9 protein-coding genes are annotated in these 17,013 nt (G+C 39.8%); 3 read left to right on the top strand and 6 right to left on the bottom strand.

Annotated elements, in window-relative coordinates; translation table 11 throughout:
* Positions 1-463: 463 nt before the first annotated feature.
* The 3 genes from CDC33_RS01520 to CDC33_RS01510 all read left to right on the top strand — a co-directional run bounded on the left by CDC33_RS01520 (position 464) and on the right by CDC33_RS01510 (position 4,997).
* The gene (locus tag CDC33_RS01520; RefSeq protein ID WP_109006989.1) at positions 464-829 is read left to right on the top strand and encodes a beta/gamma crystallin-related protein; all 366 of its coding nucleotides are present in this window, start codon (positions 464-466) and stop codon (positions 827-829) included.
* A 428-nt stretch (positions 830-1,257) separates the two neighbouring features.
* Complete coding sequence (locus CDC33_RS01515) at positions 1,258-3,456, top strand: peptidase domain-containing ABC transporter (RefSeq protein ID WP_109006988.1); 2,199 nt, start codon at positions 1,258-1,260, stop codon at positions 3,454-3,456.
* Between the two features lie 38 nt (positions 3,457-3,494).
* Entirely contained in the window at positions 3,495-4,997 is a 1,503-nt protein-coding gene (locus CDC33_RS01510; protein WP_109006987.1) for a beta-barrel domain-containing protein, read from the top strand.
* A gap of 49 nt (positions 4,998-5,046) precedes the next feature.
* Here CDC33_RS01510 and CDC33_RS01505 read toward each other — a convergent pair whose 3' ends face one another.
* The 6 genes from CDC33_RS01505 to CDC33_RS01480 form a co-directional block, all read right to left on the bottom strand.
* Positions 5,047-7,425 (bottom strand): CHASE2 domain-containing protein, encoded by a 2,379-nt coding sequence (locus CDC33_RS01505; RefSeq protein WP_109006986.1) that lies wholly within the window; start codon positions 7,423-7,425, stop codon positions 5,047-5,049.
* 156 nt (positions 7,426-7,581) lie between these two features.
* A complete protein-coding gene (locus CDC33_RS01500) occupies positions 7,582-8,829 on the bottom strand; it encodes a DUF1822 family protein (protein WP_244919103.1) in 1,248 nt (415 codons plus the stop codon).
* Entirely contained in the window at positions 8,813-9,982 is a 1,170-nt protein-coding gene (locus tag CDC33_RS01495; RefSeq protein ID WP_369694276.1) for a sigma-70 family RNA polymerase sigma factor, read from the bottom strand. Before CDC33_RS01495 ends, CDC33_RS01500 begins: the two co-directional genes overlap by 17 nt.
* 535 nt (positions 9,983-10,517) lie before the next feature.
* Positions 10,518-12,551, bottom strand: coding sequence for a serine/threonine-protein kinase (locus tag CDC33_RS01490; protein WP_181373859.1), 2,034 nt, complete (start codon positions 12,549-12,551; stop codon positions 10,518-10,520).
* A gap of 426 nt (positions 12,552-12,977) precedes the next feature.
* Positions 12,978-14,030 (bottom strand): serine/threonine-protein kinase, encoded by a 1,053-nt coding sequence (locus CDC33_RS01485; protein ID WP_109006983.1) that lies wholly within the window; start codon positions 14,028-14,030, stop codon positions 12,978-12,980.
* Between the two features lie 365 nt (positions 14,031-14,395).
* The gene (locus CDC33_RS01480; protein WP_109006982.1) at positions 14,396-16,024 is read right to left on the bottom strand and encodes an outer membrane protein assembly factor BamB family protein; all 1,629 of its coding nucleotides are present in this window, start codon (positions 16,022-16,024) and stop codon (positions 14,396-14,398) included.
* Positions 16,025-17,013: the final 989 nt, after the last annotated feature.

The following is a 17,013-nucleotide window of genomic DNA, read 5'->3' as shown; positions in this document are numbered from 1 at the left end:
CCCTGATGAATAAAATCAACTCACTGCTACCAATTAAGAATCAGAAGGCAAAGCGAAAAAACTTCTGATTCTCAGCCGTGAATAAAATTAACTCACTGCTACCAATTAAAAATCAGAAGGCAAAGCGAAAAACCTCTGATTCTCAGCCGTGAATAAAATTAACTCACTGCTACCAATTAAGAATCAGAAGGTAAAGCGAAAAAACCTCTGATTCTCAGCCGTGAATAAAATCAACTCACTGCTACCAATTAAAAATCAGAAGGCAAAGCGAAAACCTCTGATTTTCAGCAGTGAATAAAATCAACTCACTGCTACCAATTAAAAATCAGAAGGCAAAGCGTAAAAAACCTCTGATTCTCAGCCGTGAATAAAATCAACTCACTGCTACCAATTAAAAATCAGAAGGGAGAAAACAAGCGATTACCTTCAGCTCAAACACAATCTAAAACTCAGGAGAAAAACAATGTCTAACATCAACAACCACGGAGTAAGTATAAACAAGATTGAGCTTAGTCCACATCTTCAAGAACTTACTTTTGAACAGGCTGCTGCCATTCAGGGTGGTGCTGAAATTGAAGTATTTACGGATATTAACTTTGGTGGAAATGCTTTAACAGTTACTGCTGGGAATGCTGGTGAGCAGTTTCAATTTACCGGTGATTTCAATAATTCAATATCATCAGCTAAGGTTGTTTCTGGTACATGGGATTTAAGGTCAGACGATAACGGTGGCGGTGTAGGTATAACACTTCAACCAGGTGACTATAGCGATTTTAGAGCCTTTGGCGGAAATGATATCTTTTCCTTAGCAATAGCTACTGTTGCATAATAACCCAGCACTTAGAGATTGTTTGAAAAGTTTGTAAAGTATACTTAAAACCCCTATCTAAACCTTTCCCCAAAGGAAGAGAGGCTTCGGTATTAGCAACAATACTTTTCAAACATCCTTTCAGAATCAAAATTTGGCGTTGCTGAATTCAGGTATGAAAATCATTTTGTGTGATTTCAAAATTTTTGTAGAGACGTTGCAATGCAACGTCTCTACAATAAGACTCATACATCTAATCAGCAACGCCCAAAATTTTAAGAATAAGTACATTTTGTAAATCAGTAAAAATACTTAAAAGGGTTTAAATAAAAATGATAATCGTAGCAGTGAATAAAATCATTTCCTGCTACCAATTAAGAATCAGAAGGCAAAGCTAAAAAATCTTTGATTACCAACAGTGAATAAAATCATTCTTTAATCATTAAACAATGAAATACCACAGCATATTGCAACACAGTCAGGAAGACTGTGGTGCTGCAAGCCTTGCAACTGTTGCCAAACACTACGGACGCACCTTTACCCTCAACCGCGTGCGAGAAGCAGTGGGCACAGGTTCGCGGGGAACAACACTACTAGGTTTGAGACGGGGAGCAGAAACTCTAGGATTCCATGCTCGTCAAGTCCAAGCCACCGCACAACTAATAGAGAAATTAAATGAAGTTCCCTTGCCTGCGATCATTCACTGGAAAGGCTACCACTGGGTAGTATTTTACGGGCTAAAGGGGAAAAAATGTGTGATCTCTGACCCCGCATTTGGTATCCGTTATCTCACCTTAAAAGAGTTAATGGCGGGTTGGAGTGATGGTGTGATGCTGCTGCTGATGCCAGACGATAGCCGCTTCTATGAGCAACCAGAAGATAAAATTGGCGGTTTTGGGCGCTTTATTGCCCGCGTTATGCCCTATCGCAATCTTTTGGTTCAGGCGATCGCCATCAACTTCGCGATCGGGCTGTTGTCCCTGGCTTCCCCTTTAATGATGCAACTCCTCACCGATGATGTGCTAGTGCGGGGAGATACCCAACTACTAACAACAGTGGCAATTGGCGTCATTGCCATGAACCTAATTCAAAGTGCCATTGGTTTGGTACAATCTCACCTGATTGGTCATTTTGGTCAACGGTTGCAATTGGGGCTAATTCTAGAATACGGCCGAAAACTGTTGCGCTTACCCCTATCATATTTTGAAGCACGTCGCAGTGGGGAAGTCGTTAGCCGGATTGCAGATGTTCATACCATCAATAATCTAGTTTCTCAAATTGTCCTTGGTTTACCCAGTCAATTTTTTGTGGCTCTGGTTTCCTTGGGTTTCATGCTCTTCTATAGTTGGCAACTGACTCTCGCTTCCGTCGCCGCCTTTGCGATCGTCACAGGAGTCAACCTGCTTTTTCTTCCCGCCTTGCGCCAAAAAACCCGCAGCCTCATCGTTAAAGGTACAGAAAATCAAGGCTTCTTAGTCGAAACCTTTCGTGGTGTTCAAGTCTTGAAAACCACCCAAGCTACAGAGCAAGCTTGGCAAGAATATCAGACAAATTTTGGTCGCCTTGCTAACTTAGGCTGGACTACGATGAAGTTGGGGCTTTACAGCAGCACAGTCACTAGTATTCTTTCCAATTTGACGAGTATTAGCATACTCTGGTTAGGTTCTAGCTTGGTGATTAATCAGACATTATCCATCGGTCAACTGCTGGCGTACAGTGGGATGAGTGGCAGCTTTCTTGGGTTTTTATCGTCAGTAGTCGGGCTAATTGATCAATTTATCACTGCTCAAATTGTCGTTCAGCGCTTGACAGAAGTGATAGATGCTACCCCAGAAGATGAAAATGACTTTAAAAAACCTTGGGCAGAAATTTCTGGCAATGCAGATATTACTTGTTCTCAAATTAACTTTCACCATGCTGGTAGAACTGACCTGTTAGAAAATTTTTCTTTAACTATCCCTGGTGGTCAAGTAATAGCCTTAATCGGTCAATCTGGCTGTGGTAAAAGCTCTCTTGGCAAATTAATTACTGGTTTATATCAAGTCCAATCTGGTAACATTCGTTATGGCATATACAACCAGCAAGACTTATCTTTAGAATGTCTGCGACAGCAAGTCGTATTAGTTCCCCAAGAACCTCATTTTTGGAGTCGTTCGATTGTAGAAAATTTTCACTTTAGTTATCCCAACATTAGTTTTGAAGAGATAGTCCTTGCTTGTCAAATTGCTGGTGCAGATGAATTTATTAGTAAATTACCCGATAAATATCAAACTGTTTTAGGCGAATTTGGTGCAAATATTTCTGGCGGACAAAGGCAGAGATTAGCTATAGCTAGAGCAATTGTGACTGACCCACCTGTATTAATTCTAGATGAATCTACAGGCGCTCTTGACCCAATAAGTGAAACTCAAGTTTTGGATAGATTACTTAATCACCGTCAAGGCAAAACTACAATTATGATTAGCCATCGTCCTCAAGTTATCAAACGGGCTGATTGGATTGTGTTGCTTGAAGATGGGCGCTTAAAAATTCAAGGAACTCCAGAAGAATTACGTCATGTCCCTGGAGAGCATTTAAGCTTTCTTGATGAAATTTATTCTTCTAATAATGGTAATGGATTAAAATCTTCTTTACTTTTTCGGAATTAGTTAATGTTGATTAGACATTTTAGAGATATTTATAACTTATGATTAGTAAGTCTCAAACAAACTTTTTACCCTTAGTTCAAGACAATGAGTTTCTCCCACCGATTAGCCGTTGGACTACATTTGGTGGACTATTTATCGTGTTTGTGTTGTCGTTAGCTGTTCCTGTGGCTGCGGTTGCTAAATATAAAGTTACAGTCATTGGGCAAGCGGTTATTCGTCCTGCGGGTGAATTGCCAATTGTACAGGCGGCGACAGAAGGACAGGTAATGCATATTTACGTCAAAGAAAATCAAACACTACAAAAAGGAGATATAATTGCTACTATTGATGACTCTCGACTGCAAACTAAAAAAAATCAGTTGCAAACCAATATTCAACAAGCTAGGTTACAACTAATTCAAACCGTTCCGCAAATAAATGCAATCGATAGTCAAATTCGAGCTGAAAGCGATCGCACTAATCGGAGTATCGCCTCTGCTAAAGCAGAATTGCAAGGACGCGATCGCGATCATCGAGACAAAAAAATTACCAGTATCACTGAACTTCAAGAAGCATCAGCCAATGTCAAAATGGCTCAAGAAGAATTATATGCAGGGCAAGCACAGTTACAATCAGCATTAGCTAATCTCCACGCAACTGAGGCGGCTTTAGGAGCAGCGACATCAAAGCAGAATCGCTATGAAAGTGCCGCTAAACAAGGGGCATTATCCCGCGACCAACTAGAAGAAGTACAGTTGGCTGTCAAACAGCAACAACAAGCTGTAGAGGCGCAAAAAGCAACTTATAAAGCCCAAGAAAAAACAAATGAACGGCTAAAACAAGCTGTTAATGGGGCTATTGCTAAACGCGATCGCGCACAAGCAGCTCTCAATCCCAGCAATGCAGAGGTAGCAATAGCGACTGAACGTATTGCTCAAGAAAAAGCCTCTGGGGAAGTAAATAAAGCATCCTTAGAAAGAGAACTTCAAGTACTTCTTAAGCAGAAAATTGAAACGGAAAAACAATTAGAGCGCGATACTAGCGAATTCAAGCAAGCTGAAACTGACCTGAAGCAAACTACTATTACCGCTACAGCAGACGGGATTATTTCCAAGCTAAATTTGAGAAACCCCGGTCAAACTCTCCGGGCTGGGGAGGAAGTTGTGCAAATTGTTCCTAGTCATGCACCTTTAGTTATCAAAGCAGCTGTCGGTTCTGAGGAAAAAGGTAAGATAAAAATCGGTCAAAAGGTACAAATGCGAGTGACAGCTTGTCCTTATCCTGATTATGGTACTCTTAATGGCCTTGTCAAAACGATTTCCCCGGATGCTGTTAGGTCGCAAAAAAACGATGCAGATGCTAACACCAACTCTACCCCAAAAGCAACTGCTGTAGGTGCTTTTTACGAAGTCACAATTGAACCAGAGAAACTTGCTTTAGGTCGCAGTACAAAGAAATGTCAAATTCAATTGGGTATGGATGGCAGAGTTGATATTATTACTCGCGAAGAAACTGTACTGCAATTTGTACTCCGCAAAGCAAAATTAATGACGGATTTTTGAGATCGTCAATCGCCAAATTGACGTTATTTTTCAGTTATAAAGGAAAATTTTATTCAACTAAGGGTTGTGAAATCGGGTGACGGCGTTGAATCAACATTACAACAACACCGCTTGCAACCACGGCAAAGGCAGAAGGAATAAATGGCAACCATAACCCTTGTTTTAAAAGAGCGATCGCACATACTCCATATAATATGACAACTGTTACAAAGATAGTATATCTCTTATGTGAGAGCGATCGCACCCGCCAAATAATCAGACTCCCAACTACAGACCAGCCGCATATCCAAAGAATATCGCCCCAGTAAGGCAAAACCCAAAGAATTGGACGTTGGTCTAAAACTGCACTCAAAATTTGGCTAACCATTTGTGCTTGTATAAATATCCCTGGTATTTCTTGGTAATCTTGCTGTGCAGTACTGTAGAGAGTTGACCAAGTATCGCTGACTGTATTAGCTGTCACTCCAACGATCACTACCTTATCTTTCATTGATTTACGATCGAATTTATCACTTAATACCTCATCAAGAGAAACTCTCTGATAATCTGTATTACGGTAATTGACAAGTATTTGATTTCCGCCTAAATCAACTCCTTGTTGATAGGCACCACTGCGGCTAAATTTTAAGCGTTTAAATACTTTAGAGCCAAACTGTACATAATCTTCATTAAATTTAGGTTTAATATTTTCATAAGATAAGTAACGAGCAACTAATTGCAACGAGAGCGAATAAGGTGTTGTACAAGTTGAAGAAGGCTCTTGTGCCATCATCAAAATTTGGCGACGAACGATACCATCTGGGTCTTGAATTGCATCAGTAAAACCCTGACGTTCTACAGGTACGTCTTTCGGAGGTTTAACACCTTGTGGGTCATATTTACGATCGCGGCTTTTGCAGACAACAACAACATTATCTTTATTAAGTTCAGTCGGAAGTTGTATTGGATTTGATTTATTTGGGGGGTCAGCCAAGTCTCTATAAATATCCAGTCCAATAACTCGCGGTTGAGACTTTTGTATTTTGTTAAGCAATTTAGCTAACGTACTATCCGAAATGGATTTCAGTCCTTTGGTCATCTCTTGTCGTGATTGAATATTTTTTTCAGTAATTTCTACAATTATTAACCTTGGATCTGGCTCTTCTTGAGGTCGCAACCGTAGCATTTGATCGAAACTTTGCAGTTCGATTTTCTCAAAGATTCCCAAGTATCTCAAACCTAATGTTGAAATAGCCACAATCAAAGTACTAAGTAGTACAGTCCAAAGTTTTAATTTTAGTGTTGCAATTTTGCCTTTTGTCGAAACTTCACCTACAAATTTAGTATCAGCAAAATTACCGCACAGTTCTTGCCATGTAGTAGGAACAGTTGTAGGATTTTGATAGATAACTGGCAACCAACTGGCACAAGGAAATTCATTTTCCAGTCCTTGAAGTCTTTCTCGTGCTTCTCGCACAGCCAAGTAAAATGGTTTGTTATCTGCAAAGGCGGTAAGAAAGTTTTTTAAAAATTCCTGTGCGATTAAATCTGGCACCCCTTCCCGCATTACAATCATTTGGGGAATGTTTAAATCAGCTAAATTTCGTCCTAAGCCAATTCCGTCACAAGAATTAAAAATTGCCAGTTTCAAACCGCGTCTAATTGCTGCCTTAAGTCCATTTTTCAACTGCGAAATTGTTAAAATTTCTGTTTGATTGATGCAAATTTCCCCAATTTCTCCGTCAGTAAGACTAGTGCTATGGCCGGCAAAAAATAGAATATCCCAATCATGATTCCATAGATGCTCGTCAAGTATTTGTCGTGTTGGTTCTATAAGAAAAGTGGTTTTGCCATCTGTTAAACCTTGTAAAGCAGAGGCATCTTTATCAATATCAATACCAACTCTATTGCCTAGAATTGCCAAAATTTTGACTTTACCTGTAGGAGATTTTTGTAATAGCTGAGGAGATTCATACTCATGATTGCTTAAAGCTAATTCTGCTTTCGGGTAATCTTCAAAAAAATGCCATAGATGCCAAGGCAGGCGATGCAGTAGAGCTATATTTGTTTCAATAATGACTCTAATTTCATCATTACGACTAAGTAGAGTTCGCAACTGCCGTTCAATATTCTGAAATGATTCAAATTTTAACCAAGCATTGATATTTGCTTGTAGCTGTTGACATACTTCATTGAAGTCATTGACAGAAATATTGGTTATGTCTTGCGAATGTACTTTTATACGGTAACTGCTACCCAGGCGTTGATGAACTGCTGCGTAGAGTAATTGCCATCTGCGGTAGAGTTCGCTTAGTTCTGGTGCTGGCGGTAGATTCCCTGTTAATTTCACGGGTACAAATTGGTTATGACACCAAAGTTGAGCCGTGACAACAGGAAATCCTTGATTTAAATCTCCTCCCAAGAAGCTGAAGACAACTAGCTTACTCATAAGTTAGGTAGACTTTGCCATTTGTGATTAACTAATGACTAATCAACAGGAAGCATTCTACTTATGCAAAAATACCAAATAAAAGTGTAATACAAAGACTACATAGCACAAATTTGACCCAATCAACACCAATTTGACACTGCTGGCTCCTAATCACTAAATTATGAAGTTTTCTGTTATTTGATAATTATTCAGATCGATCTGGATGCTGAAACATTCTCCCACTTCCCCATCAAAGAGTTTCAACTGCACATAAATATCTTGAACTCTTGCTTGTACTTGTTGAAGTATTTCCCCTCGATCTGAAAGTAAAACTAGCTTGATATTAGCAGGTAGATAAGGTTGATTAGAAGCTGGATGTAGTTGCACACGAATACTAACTTGTTGGTTAGCTTCTGGTATTAAGGCAATTAATAAAATAACTTTTTGAGCTTCTATTTCTATTCCCAAGTCAATCAGCTTGGCGCGTTTGATAGCGGCAGCACTTAACCCGGAAGAAGTGCGAAAATTAAAAGCTAGGCTACTGGAGTTTGGCTCAAAAAAAGTCTCTATAGCTTGCCAAGAAGCATCGTAAATCTGCTCCAGCCAACGACTGAGATTCACTTGTACTTGTGAAAATTGTGTAGGTGCAGTCTGTTGTAGATATCGCAGCCTTTCTTGGTACAAACGCTGCCGCCACTGCTCATTTTCTAGTAGCACTCCCCAGGTTGTAAATGGCACTGCAAGTCTGGGAAATGTTACAGAGGAATCACCTAACCGTTGTACAAGATTTTCTGCTTCTACACTCGATAATTCTGGTAGTGGAGCGATCGCACCTTTCATTTCCTCTGTTCCACAAAATTGGTAGGTGATCCAAAAAGCATTAAGGTCTTTAATTAAGTGCCGTGCATCTATACAATAAGTCCTATCTACTTGGTCATAGTCTGCTAGTGATTTAAGTTTTTGATGGGTTATGTAGCTCCAAATTCTTACCCACTCCCCATCTGGTGTGACTTGCACTGCTAAATAATAGTCTGCTGCCCAACTGGGAATGTCTACCCATTCTTGAGGAACTTCTAACTCGCTATCATCAATTGCCTCGCTAGGAATTAAAACGACTCGCTTTTGGTTTAACAAAATTGCTGTGCCATTGACAAATTCCCAAAAAGCAGGAATACCAGGGGAACTGTACCAGATACTTGCTTCTGGAACATATTCAGCTTTTACCCAATTCAAAAACCCATGAAGGCAAATTTGATTTATGTAAGCACGCCAGCGACTACTAGGTGTGGCGTACATTTGGCTTTCTTGCCAAGAGCTTGTCTGTAAGGATGGCGATATTTCTAACAATAGTTCCTGTGGTTCCGTAAAAGCAGAAGTCATTTTTACTACCTCATCCTTCATAATCTCAGCGATGTTCCCCATACTTAACTTTCAACCATTCTTCCAAAGCACTACTCATATCATTAACTAGGTTGGAAGTCACAGAAATATTAAGCGTGTCTTGACTCCATTGGATCAATTCTGAAAGCATTGATTCTCTAGCTTTGAACAGTCGGCGAGAAACAGTAGGCTGACTCATTTGTAGGCGTTCTACAATCTGTGGCTGAGTTAACCCCTGTTGGTAGTAAAATTTTAGTATTTCTTGGGTTTTTGCCTCAAGAGTTTGTAATTTTTTTAACAAAACATTTTCAATCTGAGATTGTTGATTTTGTTGGTTTTGGGCATCCTCTTGGGCTATCATCTGAGCGATTAATGAGTCAGAGGATGGGGATGGATCTGGCAAATCAAAAGTTGTTGTGGAATCATCTTCTGATATCGCTGCATTTAGAGAACTAACAGGTGGATACAGATAACCACGCACGTAGACAGCTGCCTGGGTTAGCCACTGTTCAATTTTCTCTCTCGTGCATTCTGGAGTAGGTTGAGTTAACTGATTTTGGCGATCGCGGTTGTAAAGGTTGACAATAGCTTCCCAAAGTTGGGATTCTGGTTCTGGTAGTGATTTTGTACCACCTGGTTGATTTTGAACATACAGTTCTTTGAAACAAGTCCAGGCGAGTCGATATTGGTCAATTAGAATAGGTGATAATCCAGCTTGAGCAAGAGCTTCTAATAACTGCTTTTTGCTTACTTTGCGTAACAATGCCCAATTTGTGCAAATATCAGCTTCTTTGCGTTGGCGTAAAATATCTTTTAGCCGACTGGGAACTGCAATAGTAGCATAGGCTTTTAAACTAGAGCATTTTTCTGGGTTAAATTGTTTAAGAATTGTTTCAATTTCAGCATTCGCCATTTGAAAATAATCTGCTAGGCTGTATTGACTATTTGTAAATTTGGCAATTGTTTTTTTAGCAGCCCAATAATTTGGTTCCTGTAAATAAGCAGATAAATGCATTCTAGCAAGGCTATTAGATTCCTCTCGCCAGCACTTGTGCCAATATAGTGCCCAAAAGTTTTCTGAGTTAGAGACTTCTTGTGAACACTTCAAACAATTTTGAATACTTCGATGCAGCTTGATATCAATCAACCATTTGCTGAATCTGTCTCCTTCCAACTGAACGAAGGTTGAGAACATCTCCGTAATTTTTTGGCGAGGATGCATAAGCAATTAAAAATCAAAATTGAGCCAACTTCAGTAATTATCGCAGGGGCAGAGACTTCTGCGGCTGATTGCACACGTTGCTTTCCTTTTTAATTTGCAATCAAGTAGCACGCAGCTATAGGAATCATATTTGATTTTTGAACGAAATTAGGTATTGTAGGGTGTGTTAGAACGCAGTTCGTAACGCACCAAACCCTTGATGATGGTGCGTTACGCTGTCGCTAACACACCCTACGTATCTTTTCAGAAATCAAATACTAGTCCTATATTCTTGCCTCATCTGATAATACCTGAGTGGGACGATAGCGACCTCCCAGTAGCGCAAAACCTGTCCTTCTGCGGTAGGCAAAAGCGACAGATTTGAACTTTAGTTCAATACAGGAGGTTCGTCTAACTCATCTGGATTTAGGCGGATCTAAAAGTGTTTGATAGATCGCTAATTCAGGTAAATAGACCACAGGAACGCATGGCTGTGCGCCCCTACTACGCAATTCAGTATAATTCCTCTTCACTGAGATAATTGCCAAATTTTAATAGTATTATCTTCACTACCACTGACAAGAGTCTTGCCATCAGGGCTAAAGGTGACAGATGTCACAGTGTTGCTATGCCCCGTCAATGTCAGAATTTCTTCTCCTGTGGCTGAATTCCACAATTTGATGGTGCGATCGCGGCTACCACTAGCAATAATTTTACCATCGGCGCTAAAGGCTACGGATGTAACTGTGTTGGCATGTCCCGTAAGTGTGCGAATTTCTTTTCCCGTAGTTAGATTCCAAAGTTTGATGGTGCGGTCGCGGCTAGCACTGGCTAAAGTTTTACCATCTGGGCTGATAGCCACGGCTGTTACTGTTTGATAATTTCCCTCCAGTGTGCGGATTGAGTACCCTTTTGTCAGATTCCAGATTTTGATAGTCTTGTCAAAACCGCCACTGGCAAGAATCACACCATTAGGGCTAATAGCTAGCGATCGTACCCAGAATGTATGCCCTGTGAGTGTCCGAATTTGCTCTCCTGTTGCTAAATCCCAGATTTTGATGGTGTTGTCATCACTTCCACTAACTAGAGTCTCGCTATCAGCACTAATGGCTAAGGCATGAACAGAATCAGAATGCCCTGTAAGAGTGCGAATTTGCTTTCGCGTTGCCAGATTCCAGATTTTGATGGTGTTGTCATCACTTCCACTAACTAGAGTTTTGCCATTAGGACTGATCGCTACTACACTCACCTGCTGAGAATGTCCATCAAGGGAAGAGATTTGTTTTCCGGTTGCGAAATTCCAAAGTTTGATTGTGCTATCGCCCCCACTGCTGACAATGGTTTTGCCATCGGGACTGATGGCAACAGATAAAACCGATCCATGCCCTTGCAGGGTATTAGCTAAGGAAACCTTACCCAAAGTAATTTTTAGTGGTTGACCTAAAAATGCTTCATCTTTGCCAGAATTATTGTGCTGAGTCAGCCGAGAAACCAAACTGGTCTGAATCCGGCGAAAATGTCTATACCAAGATTCTTGGAATCCAAACAACAGAATCAAAGCACTTACCAAGATTAAAATTCTCACTAAGGGATAACTTTTTGGTAAATCCGGTGCTTTAGTTGGTGGTATTTTCCCAGAGGATTTCCCGGCTGGTGGTAGCGCCAGGAGTTGTTTTGGACTCAAATCTCTAAGAACTTCATCGGCTGACTGGTAACGTTCATGGATATCTTTTTTCAAAAGCTTGTCGATAACGAAATCCAACTCAGCATTTAATGGACTCCGCAAATATTCCCGCCAATTACTCACCCAGGCGTACCCAGATTCCATCCACAACTGAAAGGGGGAATTTCCCGTTAGCAGATGAAAGCAGGTAGCCCCCAAACCGAACAAGTCACTGGCGGGGAAAGCTTTACCATCTCGAATCTGTTCCAAGGGTGAATAACCATGTGAACCAATGGATGTGCCAGATTTCTGCTGAACTTTGGCGGTAAATTGCTTTGAGGAGCCAAAATCAATCAAACTTAATCGCCCATCACTTTTATTGCGGATAATATTTTCTGGCTTGATATCTCGATGAATGACTTTGCGATCGTGGATAAATTTGAGGATAGGCAGTAAATCTAGCAAAATAGATTGAATTTCTCTAGCGTTATAAGCCTTGCGCTGTTGCAACTCCTTTAATAAATTTTCTCCATTAATAAACTGCTGCACTAAATATAGGCAGCCGTCTTGCTCAAAGTAAGCTAGCAAAGTCGGAATTTGGGGATGTTCCCCAAGGTCTTGTAGTCGCTGGGCTTCTTCAGCAAATAACTCCATCGCCTTTTTTTGCGACCAAGTTCCTTGAAATTTTGGAGCTAGTTGCTTGATAACACAACGTTCATTGAGTTTATCGACATCTTCTGATAGATAGGTTCTGCCAAATCCCCCCTCATCTGAAAGAACTCGGATGACACGGAAGCGATTTCTTAAAAGTGACACCAACGGGGTGCTACAACTTTGGCAAGACTTCTTTCCATTGGGATTCAGGGGATTTGAGCAATCGGGATTTAAGCAGCAGATCATGATCTGACAGGCGCGACTGCATGACAACTTAGGCTAAGTTTGCCCCGAACTTTCCCTTAAGAAAATTGACTCTCGCTTACTCGTGGTAGAAAACCCTGTTCTGGGGATTGGGGAATTACTTAATATAGTTAGCGTTTGTAAATAGTAGTTAGTCTTCCTCATCTGTGGAAAACTACGAGAGTCATAAGATTAATTATTCTCTCGATTATATAATAATTTGAATAAAAATTTTTTCGGAACTTTTAAACCTAGTAATTTTGCTTGTATATTGGTAAGCAATAATCTACTAAGTATTAAAGATAAACCCTGATTAATTAACCATCACTGACGATGAAATGTAGTTAAAATCTTACTAAATTTGTTTTTGATATTTTAAATTACCCATGATTAATTGTTAATTTGATACTTTAGGCAGTGCAACCTTGTTTACTTTAGTTTTGCTCTCCATCTCCGAATAGCATTAGCAGTTCTGGCAACAGGTGGTAAATATGCATCAGGAGTTTCGTAAGAATTTCCGTATTGTGTAATACTTTTATTATTTAATTTTTGGGTAGTTAGACAGTCAGCCAAAGTAGACAAATAACTTTCATGACCTAAAGCTTTCATCACTTCATCGGCAGTTTTAAACCGATCAGTTAACGGAATTTTTACCATTTTTCCTAAAATCTGGGCGAAACTATTGCTAATAATTACTTCTTTTCGCCAGCATATTTCACCAGTATTTGCGTCGTAGTCAAATTCTAAAGGACTTTTAGCAGTCAACATAAAAATACAAGTTATACCCAGTGCATAAATATCACTGGCATAAACTGGACGTAGAGAAAATTGTTCTGGTGGTGCAAATCCCCTAGTTCCGATAAAGTTGGTGTTTGCAACTAGATTCCGAGAGTTTTCACAAGCATCAGCTAATTGCTCTTTCACCGCTCCAAAATCAATCAGCACTATTCGTTTGTCATAGTCACACCGCAATAAATTCTGGGGCTTAATATCCCGATGAATCACATGATGTTTATGAAGATACTTTAATACAGGTAATAATTCTTGCAAAAACTGTTTAACTGAAGCTTCACTTTTGGGGCCAGTTTGCCGCACTTCTCGTGCCAAAGTCAAACCCGGCACATATTCTTGAATTAAAAAAAAGTCCCCATTTGCCTGAAAGTAGTCTAATAGCATGGGTATTTGCGAATGACTACCGAGTTGGCCCAAAGTTCTTGCTTCTTTTTCAAAGCGCCTACATGCCCTTTGCCAGGTTTGAGGATTAGTCACTTTTGGGCAAAGCTGTTTAATAACACAGAGAGGATTCCCCGGTAATACAGCATTTTTGGCTAAAAACGTGATCCCAAATCCACCTCGACCCAAAATTTGCAATATTTCATAGCGATCGCGAAACAGCTTCTTGGAACCACACATCTGGCCAAGTTGAGTTTGCTGTAAAATGCTCTCTTGAGAATTCGTTATTTTCTGAGAAAAGCGATCCATTAGCGTAGAATATCTGTTCTGAAATGTTTCTAATCTTATGACAAATATTCTTTGGTTACAGTAAAATTACTGCAACTTTGCCAAATCATCAAACTTTTTCAAAAAATAAAAAGAAATTTTCGTAGAAATTACGCATTGACAACAAAGATTAAATATACATATAAAATTCTTTGCCACACATGAATCGGCTGTAGGGACGTACAGATGTACGTCCCTTAATTTTACCGTTAAGCCTTGAAAAGCTTGTTCACAAAGAATTTAGGGGAATAGCACTAAGTTAAGATACAGTCCTTTCCCAGTCCCCCGTTTTCGAGAGAGTTTTAAGTATTATTACTTATTAAAAAGTTGTTTGTAAACTTAACCTGTTACCGATGCTTCGAGACTGTGAACGCGTAAAACTTATTATTAGACTTAAACCCGCCTGGGATGCGGCTGTAGCCAGAACCCCAGTACACTGTACCATCAACCACTGCTGCACCTGCAATTACTGATCCCCCACTGTTAAAATTCCACAGAATTTTACCAGTCTTTGCATCTAATGCATACATGTTATTCTTATCGGCTACTGATGCCATCGAGCCAGCATACACCACTCCATTCGCTACTGTCATTGGAGCCATATCCCTTTCACCTGTTGGATCTGCTGTCTGCCAGATAATTTTGCCAGTAGCTGCATCAAGCGCACTCCATGACCCACCGTTAATAGTCTCACCTGAGGGATCTAATGTGTACTTCTCAAATCCGTAGTTTGAAATCGCTACATAGATTTGTTGACCATCCGTAGCCGAACCCCACATTATTCCACCAGCAGGACCACCAGGGCCAACAATTCGGCTCCAGACGACTTTTCCAGTATCCCGGTCAAGCGCCCAAAAAACACCACTCTTCTGACCAGCACCAAGGAGATCGCGAGATTTTCCCGCATCTTTAACAGTGAAAAGCATGGGTGCCTGAGCGAAATCATAATCTGGCCCTTTGGGGTCAGGGCAATTGGAGATACCGCCATAGAAGCAGGCAAGAGTCCAGGTATCGTATCCCTGTAGTTTATTTGCCCACTTAATCGTGCCAGTGTTGAGATCAAGTGCCATGATCGCGTCAATATAATTATTGCGATCGAGGCATTGCGACTCATTAGGAACTTTCTGTGAAGATAATTTTGTAATACAATCTCTTACCGTTCGAGGCACATTGTAGTTATTGCCTGTTGCAATATATACCGAATTTCGCTTTGGATCGATTGCTGGTGTGCTACCCCAAACTGCTCCACCTGAGTAGCCATCCGATTCACCATAATTTTCTGGTACAGTGTAAGTTTTCCACAGAAGCTTTCCAGTATTTAAATCTACCGCCGTCATGCTTCCACGGAATGTGCAGCATGGATAGTTCGGCTGGTTTGCTGCTGTTTCCTCAGAAGAGGCAACTCCAACATACACACGATTGCCATAAATGGTCGGCGACTGAGTAATAATAGCATAGGGGTGCTTGTCAAGTTTTGTTTTCCAGATGAGCTTCCCAGTATCTTTGTTAACTGCTATCAGGAAAGCACCTTCCTGGCTACCAATAATTACTTTATTCCCCTTAAGTGCTGGACTTGTGCGCGAGACAGCTTTTGGGATAGTTGGATCATTAATATAGCTGGCAATGCTATTTGCCCAAATCTGTGTACCCGTCTGTGCATCAATCTTAAAAAAATTACCGCCCCAGTCTGGTATATATACAGTTTTATCTACAACTGCTGGTGTTGCAGAGAGTTCACCACCTGCACTAAAAACCCATTTGGGAGACAACTGTTTTACGTTCTTTGGATTGAGGTATCTCTCACCTGCTTGATAGCGAGTATTGTTTAGGTTCTGGCCACCCAAACTCCACTGATTATCCGATTTACAGTCACTTTCTTTAGCACTACTGCTAATTGTTGGCATGATCAAGACTAATGCCACTGTGACAATTCCAAGCGCTTGTTTACAGGATGAATAAGTTTTAATAACAGTCACTAATCTCCTCCACTAATAATAAAAATAATTTGCTATGGCTTTACCGCACTTTTAGTGAAAAAATTAAGCTTATTGAAGCTTTTCATAAACTAAGTAATTAAGTTTTAAATTAACTTTTTTGATGAGCCTTAATCCACTTTCTACAAATTTGATGACTATAGAGAATGAACTGTCTGCGCTGTATTTTATGTAAATAGGGGCTATGCATGACGCGCAATAGGCAATAAGCTGTTAAGTATACAAATTGCATGACGAGGGCGGGCAAGATGCCCACTCCCCAATCAGATACAAAAAATGTTAGTGCAATTTAAAGGCACAATAGCTGACTCGTAAAGAAAACGAACGTATTATTAATCAAAAGCAGTCGCTCACTTGCTTGCAGTAATGCTGAAAAACTTACACAACTGTTTCATTAGTTTGTCAAAAGCTACCTATGAATTTTATTCAATAATAATTTTCATAATTCGAGCAACGTAGCTTATTTAAATGGGTTTTTTGAATGCTTTATTTTGCTTAGTCAAGACACTTCTATCTTTATCACTATTCACAAGCCAAGTAAACTTCTTTACTCAATCTTTAAGATATAAACTTGTGTAAAATCTAATATGTTTTCGAATTGTTATAAGCGAAAAATTATCCTTTGCACAAATGTATTTCGTTCGCTTATTCAAAATTCGATACCTTAATTAAATTTCATGTTTTTCTTGATAAAAATGCAATTTATTCTTGTACTAAAAATAATTTTGTGATATATAATTGTGCTGAAAAATACATAATTTAATTTTATATGTAAGCCTAATAAATTTATTATCAAGCAATCATCAAGTTTATACAAGCTTTATATAATGTTGTTACCTGTGGTAAATCCGCTCATGACCTCATGAACACGTTTGAAGAACCATTACCCTCAACTCGACCCAGTAATTTTTCTCTTCTTTCTTTTCTTCTCTACGAGAGGCTGCACGTAGCAAGATCCCCGTAGGAGTATG

Source organism: Nostoc commune NIES-4072 (genome assembly GCF_003113895.1).
Classification (GTDB): domain Bacteria; phylum Cyanobacteriota; class Cyanobacteriia; order Cyanobacteriales; family Nostocaceae; genus Nostoc; species Nostoc commune.
Note: the sequence above shows the minus strand (reverse complement) of the source record. Positions and strands in the feature narration are given on the sequence as shown.

Bases quoted from the DNA above. Each gene is read 5' to 3' on its own strand.
- CDC33_RS01520 (WP_109006989.1), top strand. From the start codon at position 464: ATGTCTAACATCAACAACCACGGAGTAAGTATAAACAAGATTGAGCTT.
- CDC33_RS01515 (WP_109006988.1), top strand. From the start codon at position 1,258: ATGAAATACCACAGCATATTGCAACACAGTCAGGAAGACTGTGGTGCT.
- CDC33_RS01510 (WP_109006987.1), top strand. From the start codon at position 3,495: ATGATTAGTAAGTCTCAAACAAACTTTTTACCCTTAGTTCAAGACAAT.
- CDC33_RS01505 (WP_109006986.1), bottom strand. From the start codon at position 7,425: ATGAGTAAGCTAGTTGTCTTCAGCTTCTTGGGAGGAGATTTAAATCAA.
- CDC33_RS01500 (WP_244919103.1), bottom strand. From the start codon at position 8,829: ATGGGGAACATCGCTGAGATTATGAAGGATGAGGTAGTAAAAATGACT.
- CDC33_RS01495 (WP_369694276.1), bottom strand. From the start codon at position 9,982: ATGTTCTCAACCTTCGTTCAGTTGGAAGGAGACAGATTCAGCAAATGG.
- CDC33_RS01490 (WP_181373859.1), bottom strand. From the start codon at position 12,551: ATGATCTGCTGCTTAAATCCCGATTGCTCAAATCCCCTGAATCCCAAT.
- CDC33_RS01485 (WP_109006983.1), bottom strand. From the start codon at position 14,030: ATGGATCGCTTTTCTCAGAAAATAACGAATTCTCAAGAGAGCATTTTA.